This is a genomic window from Arthrobacter sp. TJ-170 (assembly GCF_058269305.1).
Genome location: NZ_JBZCNL010000002.1, coordinates 366,828 through 382,969, shown reverse-complemented (window position 1 = coordinate 382,969; position 16,142 = coordinate 366,828). Strand labels below are relative to the sequence as shown.

General features: G+C 65.7%; 17 protein-coding genes. 11 read left to right on the top strand and 6 right to left on the bottom strand.

Annotated elements, in window-relative coordinates:
• Nucleotides 1-292: 292 nt before the first annotated feature.
• Nucleotides 293-1,960 (bottom strand): RNB domain-containing ribonuclease, encoded by a 1,668-nt coding sequence (locus tag AC4D1W_RS05710; protein WP_490898103.1) that lies wholly within the window; start codon nucleotides 1,958-1,960, stop codon nucleotides 293-295.
• Nucleotides 1,961-2,028: 68 nt separating this feature from the next.
• On the opposite strand from AC4D1W_RS05710, the gene AC4D1W_RS05705 reads away from it, so the two are divergent.
• Nucleotides 2,029-2,754, top strand: coding sequence for a ferritin-like fold-containing protein (locus tag AC4D1W_RS05705; RefSeq protein WP_490898102.1), 726 nt, complete (start codon nucleotides 2,029-2,031; stop codon nucleotides 2,752-2,754).
• A 24-nt stretch (nucleotides 2,755-2,778) separates the two neighbouring features.
• On the opposite strand, the gene thiE is transcribed toward AC4D1W_RS05705, so the two are convergent.
• Entirely contained in the window at nucleotides 2,779-3,429 is a 651-nt protein-coding gene (gene thiE / locus AC4D1W_RS05700) for a thiamine phosphate synthase (RefSeq protein ID WP_490898101.1), read from the bottom strand.
• Nucleotides 3,430-3,578: 149 nt separating this feature from the next.
• Between thiE and thiO the strand changes: the two genes are divergently transcribed.
• The 3 genes from thiO to AC4D1W_RS05685 are packed head-to-tail and all read left to right on the top strand — an operon-like array spanning nucleotide 3,579 to nucleotide 5,744.
• Nucleotides 3,579-4,712, top strand: coding sequence for a glycine oxidase ThiO (gene thiO, locus AC4D1W_RS05695; RefSeq protein WP_490898100.1), 1,134 nt, complete (start codon nucleotides 3,579-3,581; stop codon nucleotides 4,710-4,712).
• The gene (thiS, locus tag AC4D1W_RS05690) at nucleotides 4,709-4,951 is read left to right on the top strand and encodes a sulfur carrier protein ThiS (protein ID WP_490898099.1); all 243 of its coding nucleotides are present in this window, start codon (nucleotides 4,709-4,711) and stop codon (nucleotides 4,949-4,951) included. Before thiO ends, thiS begins: the two co-directional genes overlap by 4 nt.
• A 1-nt stretch (nucleotide 4,952) precedes the next feature.
• Entirely contained in the window at nucleotides 4,953-5,744 is a 792-nt protein-coding gene (locus AC4D1W_RS05685) for a thiazole synthase (RefSeq protein ID WP_490889454.1), read from the top strand.
• Nucleotides 5,745-5,829: 85 nt separating this feature from the next.
• Here the strand turns inward: AC4D1W_RS05685 and AC4D1W_RS05680 are convergent, their stop codons facing one another.
• The 3 genes from AC4D1W_RS05680 to AC4D1W_RS05670 form a co-directional block, all read right to left on the bottom strand.
• A complete protein-coding gene (locus AC4D1W_RS05680; RefSeq protein WP_490898098.1) occupies nucleotides 5,830-5,958 on the bottom strand; it encodes a hypothetical protein in 129 nt (42 codons plus the stop codon).
• 18 nt (nucleotides 5,959-5,976) lie between these two features.
• Nucleotides 5,977-6,201, bottom strand: a complete 225-nt coding sequence (locus AC4D1W_RS05675; protein WP_490889450.1) for a DUF3107 domain-containing protein — start codon at nucleotides 6,199-6,201, stop codon at nucleotides 5,977-5,979.
• Between the two features lie 77 nt (nucleotides 6,202-6,278).
• Nucleotides 6,279-6,899, bottom strand: a complete 621-nt coding sequence (locus AC4D1W_RS05670) for a TetR/AcrR family transcriptional regulator (RefSeq protein WP_490898097.1) — start codon at nucleotides 6,897-6,899, stop codon at nucleotides 6,279-6,281.
• A gap of 164 nt (nucleotides 6,900-7,063) precedes the next feature.
• On the opposite strand from AC4D1W_RS05670, the gene moeB reads away from it, so the two are divergent.
• A complete protein-coding gene (gene moeB / locus AC4D1W_RS05665; protein WP_490889447.1) occupies nucleotides 7,064-8,254 on the top strand; it encodes a molybdopterin-synthase adenylyltransferase MoeB in 1,191 nt (396 codons plus the stop codon).
• A gap of 35 nt (nucleotides 8,255-8,289) precedes the next feature.
• Here moeB and AC4D1W_RS05660 read toward each other — a convergent pair whose 3' ends face one another.
• Entirely contained in the window at nucleotides 8,290-9,615 is a 1,326-nt protein-coding gene (locus AC4D1W_RS05660; RefSeq protein ID WP_490898096.1) for a glutamyl-tRNA reductase, read from the bottom strand.
• A gap of 206 nt (nucleotides 9,616-9,821) precedes the next feature.
• Between AC4D1W_RS05660 and hemE the strand changes: the two genes are divergently transcribed.
• The 6 genes from hemE (at nucleotide 9,822) to AC4D1W_RS05630 (ending at nucleotide 16,141) form a co-directional block, all read left to right on the top strand.
• Nucleotides 9,822-10,889: a uroporphyrinogen decarboxylase gene (gene hemE / locus AC4D1W_RS05655; RefSeq protein WP_490889443.1), complete on the top strand. Its 1,068-nt coding sequence runs from the start codon at nucleotides 9,822-9,824 to the stop codon at nucleotides 10,887-10,889.
• On the top strand, nucleotides 10,886-12,328 hold the full coding sequence (hemG, locus tag AC4D1W_RS05650; protein WP_490898095.1) for a protoporphyrinogen oxidase: 1,443 nt from the start codon (nucleotides 10,886-10,888) through the stop codon (nucleotides 12,326-12,328). Before hemE ends, hemG begins: the two co-directional genes overlap by 4 nt.
• Before the next feature lie 114 nt (nucleotides 12,329-12,442).
• Complete coding sequence (hemQ, locus tag AC4D1W_RS05645) at nucleotides 12,443-13,141, top strand: hydrogen peroxide-dependent heme synthase (protein ID WP_490898222.1); 699 nt, start codon at nucleotides 12,443-12,445, stop codon at nucleotides 13,139-13,141.
• Nucleotides 13,138-14,340 (top strand): ferrochelatase, encoded by a 1,203-nt coding sequence (locus tag AC4D1W_RS05640; protein ID WP_490898094.1) that lies wholly within the window; start codon nucleotides 13,138-13,140, stop codon nucleotides 14,338-14,340. Before hemQ ends, AC4D1W_RS05640 begins: the two co-directional genes overlap by 4 nt.
• On the top strand, nucleotides 14,337-15,293 hold the full coding sequence (gene hemC, locus AC4D1W_RS05635; protein WP_490898093.1) for a hydroxymethylbilane synthase: 957 nt from the start codon (nucleotides 14,337-14,339) through the stop codon (nucleotides 15,291-15,293). The genes AC4D1W_RS05640 and hemC overlap by 4 nt, the downstream gene beginning before the upstream one ends.
• Nucleotides 15,290-16,141, top strand: a complete 852-nt coding sequence (locus AC4D1W_RS05630; RefSeq protein ID WP_490898092.1) for a uroporphyrinogen-III synthase — start codon at nucleotides 15,290-15,292, stop codon at nucleotides 16,139-16,141. Before hemC ends, AC4D1W_RS05630 begins: the two co-directional genes overlap by 4 nt.
• The last annotated feature ends 1 nt before the right edge of the window (nucleotide 16,142 follow it).

The window sequence follows — 16,142 nt, the reverse complement described above, 5'->3', positions numbered from 1 at the left end:
GGCACTGCCGCCGCCGGGCTCAACGCCGGACCGGGAGGTCCGCTCGGAGCAGGACGAAGCAGGGCGTCCAGTGGAAGCCGATCGCGGGCTATCAACTGCGGCTCGGGAGCGGAACTTTCCGCCTCGAGCTGGAAAAACTCAAGATCGCGTAGGTATTGCGGGTCGATTGCTGGGGGCTGCGTGTGTGTTCATTGAACCGCTACCACCACGTTCGGAGAACTGGAACAAAAGTTCAATAAGAACGACAAAAGTTCATAAGAACGACCGGGCATCCATTACTACACGTCCAAGTCTACCCCGCCGCGCTTTCACTTTCCGACGACGACGCCGCTTGCCGCTTGCTTTTGATCAGTTCGAAGCGCAGCTCACGCCGGGCGATGTCCGCTGTCACCAACCGGACGCGGACTTCGTCGCCGGCTGTCATGACGCCGTCGCACCGTGCTTCAACGGCTGGCTCGGCGACCTGGATGACGCCGTGCGGGATGCCGTTCCCGTTGCGGCCGTTACCGCCGTTCCGGCCATTGGTGGCCGGAACGGGAGCCGGCCGCCCACCCGGACCGGAAGGCTCAGCGGGGTCGGCGGGCCCGTGGCGGCCGGCGGCAAGGATAGGGCCGGCGGCGCCGGACGGACCAACAGGCCCAGAAGGGTTGGTGGTCACGGATTGGTCCGGGGCGGGCTTGGACCCCGTGATGACGACGGCGTCAAACTCCTCGCCGACCCGGTTGCTCAGGAGCGCGGCCTCCACGGCGGCAATCGCTCCGCTTTCCAGCCGGGAGGCAAGCTGGTTGGACGAGGACATGAGCGAGTTCAGGTCGGGAAGCGCAGCGCGAACCCATCCGGGAACCTCCATGCCGGCACACAGCGCTTCACAGGTCACCAGGACGAACCTGTCGACCAGGCGCCTCAGCGGCGCGGTGGCATGTGCATAGGGAGCTGCAATAGCGGCCTGTTCCACGGCGTCCGGCACTGAACCGTCGAAGGCGGTGTAGCCGGCGCCACGGAACAGCGAGGCCGCCGCATGCATGAGCGAGAGCTGGCGGGGGTCCGTCGTGTCCAGGCTGCGCAGGAACTCCCCGTACGGGACGTTATGCGGCCAGGAGCGGCCGAGCGCCCGGGCCTGGTGACGGAAGCGGGCGAGCGAGGTTTCGTCTGGAGCCGGCATGGTGCGGAGGATCCCAACGCCGCCCTCGAGCATGATCTCTGCGGCTGCCATACCGGTCATCAGCGAAAGCTGGGCGTTCCAGTCCTCGGCCGCGAGAGGCGGACGGGTGACGATGAAGTAGCGCTCGCCGTCGTGTGCTATCTCCTGCTCCGGCAGGTTCAGGCTCGCCCCGCCGCGCTCCTTCTCCAGTGCGATCCTCTTGGTGCCGATCTCCTTCAACAGTGTCAGGTTCTCGGCTGCGCCGCCGGTGTCGATGTCCTCCTGCACCTGCTCGTAGGTGAGCTGGGCGCGGCTCTTCACTACTGCCCGTTCGACGACGACGGACCCAACCCGCGCGTCCTCGTCCAGATCGAATGTCCAGACAAAAGCCGACCGTTCCCGGCCCGGCAACAGGCTGGCTGCGTCTTCCGCGATCACTTCGGGGTGGAGTGAGATCCGGCCGTCCGGTGCGTACATGGTCTGGCCGCGCAGCCGGGCTTCGGCGTCGATCGCACCGCCGGGCGTCACGAAAGCGGGAACGTCGGCGATCGCGTACCAGACCCGGTAGCCGGACCCGTCGCGCTCCAGGTGGAAAGCCTGATCCAGGTCCGTCGATCCGGGAGGATCAACGGTGATGAAGCCCAGGCTGGTGAGGTCACGGTCCGGCAGGATGTGGGTTTGGACCGCCGAATGTGCCTCGGCCAACACCTCAGGCGGGAACTCGGCACGCAGTTCCAGCTCCTGGCGCAGATTCTCCAACGCGGCAGTGAGCTGAACCTGGGAGTCCCGGTTGCTCAGATCCAGATGCGAATACGGCACAGTGCCAACCGTAGTACACAGCTGTGACTAACCGCCTCCGCAAACTTGCACGCGGGTAACCTTGTCTCATGACTGCCTTGCACCCGCAATCCCCGGCAACCCACTCGCCAGCACCCTCGGCGAAAGGGCCTGCCGCCGGCACGGGGCCGCTGAACACGTTCGTCGTCGACCTGTTCGGCGTCATGGCCTACGGTGAGCTGTCCGCTTTCGAGCGCCTGTCTTCAGACGCTCGGTTCTCGCCGACGCTGCGGGACCGGGCAACGCTCGGTCGCCTGGCGGTGACGGAATTCGAGCATTTTGAGCTGGTCAGCGCACACCTTGCCGCGCTCGGCGTTGATGTCGAAGATGCGATGAGCCCGTTCCAGGCGTCGATCGACTCTTTCCACGAACGAACCCGTCCGGCCGACTGGTACGAGTCACTGATGAAGGCCTACGTCATCGACGCGATTTCCGGCGACTTTTACACTGCGCTCGCCGAACATCTCGACGAGGACACCCGCGACATCATCGCGCGCATCCAGTCGACTGCCGAGCAGGGCGGGCTGCTGCAGTCGCGGTTGAAGTCCGCGCTTTCCGATGACCCGCGGCTCGCTTCCCGGCTCGCACTGTGGGGCCGCCGTCTGGTGGGGGAGGCCCTGACGCAGGCGCAACGCGTCGGTATTGAGCGTGAGTTCCTCGGCGGCCTGCTGTTCGAGGGACCAACGGCTGACCGGGAACGCGAGACTGCTCAGTTGTTCGCCCAGCTCACCCGTAACCATTCGCGGCGGATGAGCTCGCTTGGATTAACAGCCTGACGGCCTGATACCTCCGCGCTTCCGCTAGTCGGGGAGCTGCGCGCGGATCTGCGCTGCTGCTTCCTGCGGGTCCTCGGCCTCGGTGATGGCGCGGACGACGACGACGCGCCCGGCGCCGGCCTCGACTACCTCGTCCACGTTCTGCAGGTCTATGCCTCCGATGGCAAACCAGGGCTTCAACGCCTGACCCTTCTGCAGGTGGTCTGCTTCCAGCCGGGCTGCCTCGCTGACGAGCTCCAGCCCGACCGCAGCCCTACCCGGCTTGGTGGGTGTGGCCCAGATCGGCCCGGTACAGAAGTACCCGACGTCGTCGTTCGAGGCAGCGCCCGCCACCTGCTCAGGAGAGTGTGTCGACAGGCCAAGAACGCCGCCGTCCCGGAGGAACGGCCGCGCGAGCGCCGGCGGAAGGTCCCGCTGCCCCACATGCAACACGGGTGCACCGCTGATGGCGGCGACGTCCGCGCGATCGTTGACGGACCACAGCTTCCCGTGTGAAACGGCCGAAGCGCGCAGCACCTGAAGCAGTTCGAGTTCCTGCGCCGCTTCCAGGGACTTGTCCCTCAACTGGATGATGTCCACGCCACCGGCAAAGGCGGCGTTGACGAAGTCACCGAAGTCTCGCTGCTGCTGACGCGAATCCGTGCACAGGTAAAGGCGGGCGGTGCTGAGATGCATACCCTCTACAATAAGGGGGTACTGCGGGAGCCATGCCGCGCTCGGGAATAGACCCGATGTTCCATTGGCTGAGAGGGCGTTCGGCGCCGACCGCGTTGTGAGAACAACAAACCTGATCCGGATCATGCCGGCGTAGGGAAGGACTCCTGATGGGAACTGACGTTGATGTCGCCGTCGTCGGCGGAGGGATTATCGGGCTCGGGATTGCCTGGGAAGCGATCCGCAGGGGCCACTCGGTCACGGTGGTGGACCCGGAGCCCGCGGCAGGAGCAACCCACGCGGCAGCCGGCATGATCGCGCCCGCCAGTGAACTGCACTACCGCGAGGAGCACCTGCTCCAGCTCACGCTCAACTCCGCATCCAAGTACCAGGAGTTCCTCTCGTCCCTTGCCTGGACAGGCATCGATCCCGGTTACCGCAAGACCGGCACCATGGTTCTGGCGTTTGACGGGGCTGACCGCCGGGCGCTAGCGGATCTGCAGGCGGTTCAAAACCTCCATTCCCTGTCGGTCGAACAGGTTTCCCTGCGGGAGGCGCGCCGGTCGGAACCCATGATTGGACCGGCAGCGACGGCGGCTTTCCATGCGCCCGAGGACCATCAGGTGGATCCCCGGAAGCTCGCCGCATCCTTGCTAGCAGCCGTATCGGCACGCGGGCGGCTCATACTGGAAGCGGCTTCCGGCGTCGAGCGGGTCGGCAACCGCGTAACCGGCGTGGCCCTCGACGACGGCAGCTTCCTGACAGCACGCCACACTATCGTTGCGAACGGCCTGGCCGCGGCAGACTTTGAGGGGCTGCCGTGTGAGCTTCCACTGCGGCCTGTCTACGGTGACATCCTTCGCTTGCGGGTGCCCGTTGCGCTCCAGCCGCTGCTCACCCATACCGTCCGTGGGCTGGTGCGCGGCCATGCGGTCTATATTGTGCCGCGCGAGGACGGAACCGTGGTGCTTGGCGCAACGATGCGCGAGGACGGCAGCAGCGCGGTGTCCGCGGGAGGCGTGTACCAGCTGCTGCGCGACGCTCAGCAGCTCATTCCGGCCGTTGCAGAGCTGGAACTGGAGGAAATCCTGTGCCGTGCCCGCCCCGGGACACCCGACAACGCGCCCCTGCTCGGCGGTGTTGCCGGTGTTGACGGGCTCATCATAGCCACCGGTTTCTTCCGCCATGGCGTGCTCCTGACGCCCGCAACGGCGGCCATATGCGTGGATCTGCTGGAGGGCAAGCCGTCCCCACCAGGCCTTGACCGCTACAGGCCCGACCGATTCAAAGGAGGACAAGCATGAGTCAAACAATTATTACCGTGAACGGGACTCAATCAGCCACCGCCGCCGGGGACCTGCTGCACCTGGTCGCCGAGCTCACCGGAAGGGAACTGGCTCCGACCGGGCAACCGCTGGACGGGTCACGGCTGGGAGTGGCCGTCGCAGTCAATGCGGCAGTGGTCCCACGCAGCCAATGGGCAGGGCGGCCATTGACCGAAGGCGACGACGTCGAACTCGTCACCGCTGTACAGGGAGGATGACATGCAATCGAGCACAACCTTGCACGCCGACCCATTGATGATCGATGGTGTCCCGCTGACGTCCCGGCTGATCATGGGAACCGGGGGAGCCCCCAGCATCGAGGGACTCGGGGATGCGCTGGCCGCCTCGGGAACTGAACTGACCACCGTCGCGATGCGGCGCTACACCCCCCAATCCGGAGCGTCGCTCTTTCAGCTCCTGAACGCGCAGAGCATGCGGATCCTGCCCAATACCGCCGGCTGCTTCACTGCGCGCGAGGCTGTCCTGACTGCTGAGCTGGGCCGCGAGGCGCTCGAGACCAACTGGGTCAAACTTGAGGTCATCGCCGACGAGCAGACACTGCTGCCCGACGCCGTCGAACTCGTGGAGGCAACGGAAGCACTGGTGGCCCGAGGATTCACCGTTTTCGCCTATACCAACGACGACCCCGTACTGGCCCTCAGACTCGAGCAACTGGGTGCCGCCGTCGTCATGCCGCTGGGTGCTCCTATCGGCACGGGACTGGGCATCCTTAATCCGCACAACATCGAACTCATTGTTGCGAGAGCGGGCGTTCCCATCGTGTTGGACGCAGGGATCGGGACAGCCTCCGATGCGACGCTTGCCATGGAGCTGGGATGCGACGCTGTTCTCCTTGCCACGGCGGTTACCCGCGCGCAGGATCCGGTGGCGATGGCCACCGCGTTCCGGCACGCGGTCATCGCCGGACGTCTGGCCGCGCAGGCCGGAAGGATCCCGAAGCGGGAGCATGCGCTCGCATCGTCGTCTTTCGAGGGCCGGGCCGACCTCTAAGCGCGCGCAGGACCCTCGGCTGGCTGACCAACGGGTCCTGGCTGCTCAGTTTCGGGGACCGCTCAGTGCCGTTTCAGGATCGCCGTCATGGCGTTGGCGTCAGCATTTTCACGGTGGCGGCCGAACCATCACGCGGCCGCCACCGCCGGTCCGCGAACCAGACGAAGAACCCGATGGTGATCGCGATGCCGGTGACAACTATCAGCGAGACCATGGGCAAGCACCTGCTCGGTCAGAGGGCGCCGAATCCGATGCGCCGTGATTCGCTCTCGCCAATTTCGACGTAGCCGAGGACGCCGGAAGGAACAATGACCTGACGTCCCTTGGCATCCGTAAGGCGCAGCTCCGCACCGCCGTTCATCGCCTTGCTTACAATCTCCGCCACCTCGCCCGCCGTCTGGTTCGACTCAAGGACAATTTCACGGTTGACGTTCTGAACGCCGATTTTGATCTCCACAGCTAAGGCCTTTCGTTGATGAGCAGGGGACTTGTTGCGCTCTCAATCAGCGCTACCAAACTTAAGGGAAATGTAACTCAGATTTCCTTGGGGAATCGACTAATTCCGCGCCAAGCTAAACGGTAGATCAGCTCGCTGGCGGTATCGATATCCAGGCTGCCGTCCGTCTCGAGCCAGTACCGGGCGCTGACCTGTGCCATGCCCGCCATCGCCCGCCCCAACAGGGTTGCCTCCAGATGGGAGAGCCGGGTGTCTCCGGAAATCACGCCGGCGATCTGGTCCGCGAAGTGTGCGTTGAACGCTTCAAGCCGACGGCTGACGTCAGGATCATTATTCAGGTCCGACTCAAAGACGATCCGGTGGGCCTGACTGTCCTGGGCGATGAACTGGAAATATGCACGCATGGTGGCGTGCACTCGCAGCTTGTTGTCGGACGTGGACTTCAGGGCGTCAACCAACAGCTGGGTCAAGGAGGCCAGATGGCTCTCAAGCAGCGCGAGGTACAGCTCTCTCTTGCCGGGGAAGTGCTGATACAGCACAGGCTTGCTGACATGCGCCACTTCGGCGATTTCGTCCATCGCCGCCCCATGGTACCCGTTGGCAACGAACACCTCATGGGCGGCATTCAGTAACTGTCGTCGCCGCTCGTCTCGCGGAAGCCGAGTGGCCTTTCCGCTCGCCGGTGCCTCTGAGCTCACGTGTCTGGGCTTTCGGTTGTACGTTCTAATTCACCCGCCGGTACAGCGGGTTCCCCAGTCTACCCGCGTCTACCCGCGTCGGCTGGCCAACGTCTGGAGATTGCGCTGCCGGTGTGTTGCCCGACGTATTGCGCGGTGCCACGCTGGTGGGCATACATTGAAGCATGAGTTCTTTGACTCCTGCCCCCGGCCCACTGGTGGAGCCCCATGCCGAGCTCACCAGGGAAGAGATGGAGCGGTATTCCCGCCACCTCATTCTTCCCGAGTTCGGCATGGAGGCCCAGAAGCGGCTGAAGAACGCACGGGTGCTCGTCATCGGGGCCGGTGGGCTCGGCTCGCCGGCGCTCCTGTACCTGGCCGCTGCCGGCGTCGGAACGCTGGGCATCGTGGATGACGACGTCGTCGACGTCTCCAATCTGCAACGGCAGGTAATCCATGGAGTGGGCAACGTAGGGCAGAGCAAAGCGAGCTCGGCGGAAGAGAGCATCGCGGACCTGAACCCGCACGTGAAGGTGATCCGACACGAGGTGCGGCTCGACACGGGAAATGTCCTGGACCTGTTCGCCGGGTACGACCTTATCCTTGACGGCACAGACAACTTCGCTACCCGATACCTGGTGAGCGACGCGGCCGAAATTCTCGGCAAGCCGTACGTCTGGGGGTCCATCCTCCGCTTCGACGGCCAGGTGAGCGTCTTCTGGGCCAAGCCCTCCGTAGGGGGACCCAGCTACCGCGATCTGTACCCCGAAGCACCGCCGCCCGGCGCTGTTCCGTCCTGCGCGGAGGGCGGCGTGCTGGGTGTGCTGTGCGCCCAGATCGGTTCGGTGATGGTCAATGAGGCGATCAAGCTGATCACCGGTATCGGGTCGACCCTTCTTGGCCGCGTCCTGATCTTCAACGCGCTCGATATGACGTGGCGGGAATTGCGGGTGCGACGGGATCCCTCCGCCGCGCCCATCACCGAACTCTCCGACTACGAAGCATTCTGCGGCCTTGCGCCCGCCGCGGATGAAGGAGTGGATGAACTTCCCTCCGTCACCGCCGCCCGCCTTGAGGAACTGCTGCGGGAGCGCGCCGCGGGCGCACGTGACTTCGACCTGGTCGATGTGCGGGAGCCGGGAGAGTACGAAATCGTCCGGATTGAAGGCGCCACGCTGGTGCCGCAGAACCGGATCCTCACCGGCGAGACGGAGCTTGATTCCTCCCGGGAAATCTACGTTCACTGCAAGGCCGGCAGCCGCTCCGCCAACGTCGTCCGATACCTGCGTGAGAGGGGTGCGCGGGAGGTCTATAACGTGGACGGCGGCATACTGCAGTGGGTACGCGACGTCGAACCCGAGAAGCCGCTCTACTGACCCGGATTCATCGAGCGCGTTGTAGGCACGACCCGCTAAGCGGTCTCTGTGCGCGCTTCGTTGACCTCGTGAACGGGGCAGGACTGCGGGGGCGTAGCTGCCGGGTGGAAATCGGGTTCTATCCCGTACAGCGCCTCAAGAGCCGCGGTGTAGTCTTCCTGCCGGCCCTCCGCTGCGAGCTGCCGCGCACGAACAGTCGGGACGTGGAGCAGCTGGCGAACCATTCGGCGGAGAGCAAACTCGACTTCCTCCGCAGCGGCGGTGCACCCGTGCTGGGCACGCACACGAGCCATCTCGGCGTCAAGCACCTGCTGGGTGTGCTTACGCAGTGCAACGATCGCAGCGTCCATGGAGCGGGAGGTTACCTGTTCCTGGAAGGAATGTGCCGCGTTGGACACCAGCTCACTTGCCTGGCGGAGTGATTCCGCCTGCTCATCAGGTGCCGCGAGGCGCACGGATTCCAGGGTGATGAGTTCCACGTTCTCCACGGCGGCGACCTCAGGGTCGAAGTCGTGGCTGAGGGCGAGGTCTACGATCACCAGGGTGCGCTCGACGCCCTCCCTGAGCTGGCGGATGTCCTCGGCGCCTACACGCCGCTCACTGCCGCTGCAACCGATGACGACGTCAGCCTGAATGAGGGCGGCGGGCAGTGTCTCGTCTGTGAGCGCTGTTCCACCACGGGTGGCCACGAAACTCTCGGCGCGTCCGGACGGCGAGTAGACGGAGATGTCGGTGCACCCCCGCTCGCGAAGCAGGGCCATGGTGGCACCTGCATACGCGCCGGTGCCGAAGACAACAACGGCCTTTTCCCCGAGGTCACGGGTACTCGAGAGGTCAGCCGCAAGATCGAGTGCGACCGAGACGATTGAACGGCCCCGGGCGCCGAGGGCGGTCTGGGCGCCGACGTCGCGCGCGGTGCGCGAGGCGGCCTGGAAGAGGCGCACGAGACCGCCGCTGGCGGTTCCCACACCCTGGGATTCAATGAGTGCACGGCGCACCTGGCCCGCAATCTCCCGTTCACCGACGACGGCGGAATCCAGCCCTGCGCTCACGCTGAAGAGGTGCCGCGGCACGTCCTGTCCGGTCAGAGTGGTGAAGGATCCTGACACTTTACTCTTAGGCAGCCCCGACTGGTTGCTGATTGCTGTGATGATGGATGAGCGGGCGGCCTCGATGTCTGCTTCCGAGGAGGCCTCGCCGTAGATCTCGAACCGATTGCAGGTTGCCAGCGCTACGGCTCCGTTGAGTGCCGGGCTGTCCTGAAGCGCGGACGAAGCGACCTGGGACGCTCCGACGCTAAGTCGGGCCACGGTCTCCAGGTCGATATCCGAGTGGGTCGCAACCAGGGAAAAGTAGTTCACAGCCATCTCAGCATAGCCAAAACGGGCACCCGAGCCCTAATAGGGTTGCCTAAGTTCCAAGCTTCTTCCAATGTCCGCAAACCCGCACGGTTAAGCCGAAGTCGAGGGGTGGCGTGACTGCGGACCGTGCCTCGGGGGAAGGTGATTTCGACCACCAGCCAGCCGTGCAGTTATCCAAGCGAGTCGAACTTCGGCAGAATCGAGTCATGACCCTCAGCGCAACGCACCCCCTGACGGACGGCACGACGTCGGAGTCTCCGCTTATCCAGGCCTATCGGGGGCGCACGCCGTCCCGCCGCCCAGTCTGGTTCATGCGGCAGGCCGGACGCTCCCTGCCGGAGTACCGCGCGCTGCGGGAGGGCACGGCGATGCTCGACGCGTGCCTCGACCCGGTGATGGCCGCTGAGATCACTCTTCAGCCCGTCCGGCGGCACGACGTCGACGCCGCCATCTTCTTCTCCGACATCGTCATACCGCTCAAACTCGCCGGCGTTGACGTGGACATCGTGCCCGGCGTCGGCCCGGTACTGGGAAGCCCCATTCGCAGCGCCGCGGACGTGGCAGCACTGCCCGAACTTACCGACAGTGCCCTGGACCCGATCCGTGAGGCCGTCGCGCGCACCGTCGCCGAACTCGGGAGCACGCCGCTGATCGGCTTTGCAGGAGCACCTTTCACGCTTGCCGCCTACATGGTCGAAGGCAGGCCGTCCCGCGACCACCTTGGCCCCCGCACCATGATGCATGCCGACCCTGCCACCTGGCGGGCTCTCACTGACTGGGCGGCAGACGCCTCCGGTCAATTCCTCCGGGCGCAACTGGAGGCCGGCGCCAGCGCAGGCCAGCTGTTCGATTCGTGGGCCGGGTCGCTGGGACTGGCAGACTACGTCGAGCATGTTGCCCCGGCGTCGTCGCGTGCGCTTGATCATGTCCGTGAGCTCGGTGCGCCGCTGGTGCACTTCGGAACGGGTACCTCGGAACTGCTGGTAGCCATGCGGGATGTCGGCGTGGACGTCGTGGGTGTTGACTACCGCCTTCCGCTTGATGAGGCGAACAAGCGTCTCGGCGGAACAGTCGCGCTGCAGGGCAACATCGATCCGGCGTTGCTTTCGGCTCCGTGGGAGGTCCTGGAAGCGCATGTGCGGGCAGTGCTGGACGCCGGTTCCACGGCTCCTGGCCACGTGGTCAATCTGGGTCACGGTGTTCCGCCGGAAGCGGACCCCGAGGTGCTGACCCGGGTCGTTTCACTCGTCCATTCGGTGCCGCCCAGCCGATGAGCCGCGGGAAGCAGGTCAACACGGGCCCCGCCGTCGTCGTTATCGGAGGCGGAATTGCCGGACTGTGCGCGGCACGGGAGCTGACGGCAGCGGGCCTGCGGGTAACCGTGCTGGAATCGTCCGCGACATTCGGCGGCAACGTGGCCAGTCATGAACTTGCCGGATTGACGCTCGACGCCGGTGCGGAATCGTTCTCCACACGCTCCGACACTGTGCCTTCCCTGGCACGCGAGCTGGGGCTCGGTTCCCTGATCTGCACCCCGAATCCCTCTGGTGCGTGGCTTCTCCTGCCGTCACAGGAGGGCGGTTCCGTCGCTGTTCCGCTCCCGCAGTCCGGGCTGCTCGGCATCCCTGCCGACGTGCGCGATCCGGAGCTGCCCAGGCTGATCGGCCGTGCAGCGAGCGTGCGGGCAAGCCTCGACCGCGCGCTTCCCCTTGGCGGATTGCTGAACCAGGAGCAGCTCAGCCTGGGCCAAGTGGTGCGGGCACGTATGGGTTCGGAGGTACTGAAGCGGCTGGTTGCTCCCGTTGTCGGGGGCGTCCTGTCGGCTGACCCGGACGAGCTCGATGTCGACGCCGCTGTTCCGGGACTGCGGGCATCGTTGCGAAAGCACGGCTCTCTCAGTGCCGCGGTCGGCGCCATGCGGAAGGCGGCTCCCGCGGGAACGGCCGTTGCCGGTCTGGAGGGCGGCATGCATCAGCTTCCCGCCGCGCTCATACAGCAACTGGAGCGCGACGGCGCAATCCTGAGTACGTCGGAAAGGGCGCAGGACCTCGTACGGACTCCTGACGGCTGGACAGTCACCACCCAGACCCAAACGCTGAAGGCTGACGGGGTGGTGGTAGCGACCGACGGTCCAACCGCCGTCGATCTGTTGACTCCCGCCGTGCCGCGGCTGCGGGATGACCGGCCCGCGGTGGTGCCTGCGGTGGCGCTTGTCAGCCTGGTGGTGGACGTACCGGAACTGGATGCAGCGCCTCGCGGAACAGGCGTCCTGGTGGCCCGTGATACCCCGGGCGTGAGAGCGAAGGCCCTCACGCACGCCACAGCCAAGTGGCCCTGGCTCGCGGAGCGCGCGGGCCCCGGGAGCCACGTCCTGCGCCTGTCCTTCGGACGCGGTGCCGATGTTGATGACACTGCTCAGTTGCCCGACAGCGAGCTCTACCAGCTAGCTCTGCAGGACGCATCGTCACTGCTCGGCGTGGTAATCAGCCAAACCGACGTCGTCGACTGGGATGTGGTGCGCTGGACCAACGCACTGCCGCACGCCACGTTGGGGCACCGGGACCGCGTCGCGCGCATCCGGGCGGCTGCCGCTGAGGAGCGTGGGCTTGAAATCACCGGGGCATGGCTCGCGGGTACGGGGCTGGTCGCGGTGATCGATAACGCACGCGAGCGTGGTGCCGCGCTTGCTCGGCGACTTCAGGCCGGACGCTAACACTGGGCGCTGTGAGGTTGATAACCTTCTACCGAGTGTAGAAGCCACTAATTTTCATTTGCCTGTTGACAGGAGCAGACTGGATCCATGAGCGAGAATTCGGGTTACGAACACATGCAGGGCACCTCCACCGTCGATACTCTCCAGAGCGGCGAAGACGCCGAAACATCCCAGTTCTACACGCTCTGGACCGTCTTCAAGAGGTCTGCGGGCGCACCGGATGATGGCGGTTCGCTTGAGTCTGCAGCGTCGGAACTCGAGGCTGCCGGCGTGACCGTCCGCGGCTTCTACGATGTCTCCGCGATGCGGGCCGAGGCCGACATCATGGTCTGGCTCCACGGCCCGAAGCCCGAAGATCTGCAGGCAGCTGTCCGCACGCTTCGGCGAACTGCAACCCTTGCCGGTGCGGAGATCATCTGGTCGGCGATGGGCGTGCATCGTGACGCTGAGTTCTCCAAGAGCCACTCGCCCGCCTTCTCCCGCGGGGTCGCCCCGGAGGAGTGGGTGTGTGTCTACCCCTTTGTGCGCTCGTATGACTGGTACATCCTCCCCACCGAGGAACGCCGCGAGATGCTGTACGACCACGGTATGAAGGGGCGCCAGTACCCCCAGGTCATCTCCAACACGGTGTCCTCGTTCGCGCTCGGCGATTGGGAATGGATCCTGGCGCTCGAAGCTCCCGAACTTGTGGACCTGGTCGACCTTATGCGGTTCCTGCGGGAGACCGAGGCCCGCCGGCATGTCCGCGAAGAGGTCCCGTTCTACACAGGCCGGCGGATCAATGCCCAGGAAGTAGCAGAGGTACTCCGATGAGCACTCCCACGTTTCACCCGCTCGACGGCGTCGACGAGAACGGTCGCATGGCACCGAAGGAGTACGACGCGATCGTGCTCGCGTCCTTCGGGGGGCCCGAAGGCCAGGAGGATGTCATTCCTTTCCTGCGGAACGTGACGCGCGGCCGGGGCATCCCGGATGAGCGTCTCGAGGAGGTCTCACACCATTATCGCGCGTTCGGCGGCATCAGCCCGATCAACCAGCAGAACCGCGAGCTGAAGGCTGCCATGGAGGCCGAACTCGCCCGTCGTGGCATCGACCTGCCGGTGCTGTGGGGCAACCGCAATTGGCCGCCGTTCATCGCGGACACGCTGAAGGACGCGTACGACGCCGGTCACCGCCTCGTTCTGGCCGTCACCACGAGTGCCTACTCCTGCTATTCCAGCTGCAGGCAGTACCGCGAAGACCTGGGAATGGCGCTGGTTGAAACCGGTTTGGCCGGCCAGCTCGAAGTGGACAAGGTCCGCCAGTACTTCGATCACCCCGGCTTCGTCGAGCCGTTCGTCGAGGGTGTCACCAGCGGACTGAAGTCCGTGAGCGAACGCCTGGCCGCAGACGGTGAGGCTGATGCTCCCGTGCACATCATGTTCGCGACGCACTCGATTCCCACCGCCGACGCCGACGCCGCCGGCCCCCGTGACGAGGACGGCGGTCCCGCGCTCGAGGACGGCGCGTATGTCGCCCAGCACCTTGCCACTGCGCAGGCCGTGCTCGACCGTGTCCCCGAAGCGGCCGGGTGCGAGTGGTCGCTGGTGTACCAGTCGCGGTCCGGCGCCCCCCACATCCCGTGGCTGGAGCCGGACATCAACGATGCCCTGGGAGACCTGGCAGCAACCGGCGCCAAGGGTGTAGTTATTGTGCCGCTCGGTTTCGTGAGCGACCACATGGAGGTTGTCTGGGACCTGGACACAGAAGCCATGGAGACCTGCGCCGAGCTGGGCCTGGTCGCAGAACGCGTCCCGACGCCGGGCACGCACGCCAAGTTCGTCTCGGGACTCATCGACCTCGTTGGTGAGCGCACGGCTGACAACACCGTCTCTGAGCGCCCCGCCACCACCGACCTCGGTCCCTGGTATGACGTCTGCCGGCCTAATTGCTGTGCAAACCGGCGTGGCGAGAAGCCCACCGTTGCCGGTGCCGACTCCACCGTCGGGCTCCCGGAGACAGGGCAGGCATGAACCCGGCTGTCCGGGTAGGCACGCGGGCCAGTGCGCTCGCCCTGACTCAGACCACGACGGTCGCCGAGTCGCTTGCCCGCCTGGGTGGCTTCGACTATGAACTGGTCCGTGTGAGCACAACCGGCGACGTCAACCGAGCCTCACTGTCCCAGATCGGTGGAACGGGCGTATTCGTCGCCGCGCTGCGCGAGGCGCTGCTTGCTGACACCTGTGACGTCGCCGTGCACTCGCTGAAGGATCTGCCCACCGGGGAAGCCGAGGGACTCACCGTTGCGGCAGTGCCTGAACGCGCCGATATCCGGGACGCCCTGTGTGCGCGCGATGGCCTCAAACTTGCGGACCTGCCGGCGGGCGCCAGCGTCGGAACCGGCTCGCCCCGGCGGGCCGCACAGCTGAGGGCGGCGCGCCCTGACCTATCGGTCATCGACATCCGGGGCAACGTCGACACCCGACTGGCCCGTGTGGCCGGCCTGGTGGACGGGGGACCGGGTGACCTTGACGCCGTCGTGCTGGCAGCCGCCGGCCTTGAGCGTCTTGGCCGCCAGGACCACATCACTGAGTATTTTGATCCGTCGCTCATGCTGCCTGCGCCAGGTCAGGGCGCGCTGGCTGTGGAATGCCGCAGCCACGACGCCGGTTCCTCGGCCTTCGCCGAAGCATTACGACAGTATGACCACGCTCCCACCCGGCTCGCGGTGACGGCTGAGCGGGCCGTCCTGCGCCGGCTTGAAGCCGGCTGCACGGCGCCCATTGGTGCCCATGCAGCGGCGGACGGCGGGAAGCTGACCCTCGAAGCTGTGGTGTGCAGTCCGGACGGCAGTCGACTGCTTCGGCGCACACAGACAACGACGGAGCTTTCGGTGGATGGGGCAGCCGCTGTCGGCATCGTGCTTGCCGAGGAACTCCTTGCCCACGGGGCGGCGGAGATTGCCGGGCTCACCGCCGGTTCATGAACGCCGCTCCAGCGGCCGGGGATCTCTCGGGGATTACTGTCGCGCTGCTGCGCAGCCCTGACCGGGGTGCGGCGATGGCTGCGGCGCTGACGCAACGGGGAGCGAAGACCCTGCTGATACCCATGATCGACTGGGAACTGCCGGCCGATACGAGTGAGCTGGACCGGTTCCTGGATGTTGTTCCTTCCTATGACTGGCTGGTGGTCACCAGCGTGACCACCGTGCGTGTCCTCGCACAATGGGCGAGGGCGCGGCAGTTGTCCCTGACATCGCTCATCGGTTCCGCGAGGGTAGCCGCAGTCGGAGCGTCTACCCGGAGCGCGCTCACCCAGATGGGTGTGCCGGTCGATCTGACACCCGCGGAGGACCAGTCTGCGGAAGGGCTCCTGGCCGAACTGCCTGCGGGACGGGCACGCGCTCTTCTTCCGCAGTCTGACCTCGCCGCCGATACGCTGAGGACCGGCCTGGTCGAACGCGGGTGGACTGCTGATGCCGTCACCGCCTACCTTACGGTCGACTATCCGGCGTCCGCCGAACGACGGGTGGGCGGGAGCGAGGAGGATCCCGTCGAGGTCGCCGGCGTGGCCACGCGGGAGGAATTGTCCATGGCGCTGGAGCAGGGCGGGATTGACGCCGTCGTCCTCACCTCACCGAGCATCGCCGCCCGCCTGCATGCCATGATGGGAAAGTTGCCGGACACGGTGGCGACGATAGCCATCGGGCGTAGGACGGAGCGGGACGCATCCGCGCTGGGGATTCGGATCGACGCCACTGCGGCGTCACCGAGTCCATCAGGAATTGCAGATGCAGTGAGTGCCGCCGTCGTTAATCATCGGAAGAGGAACTAAC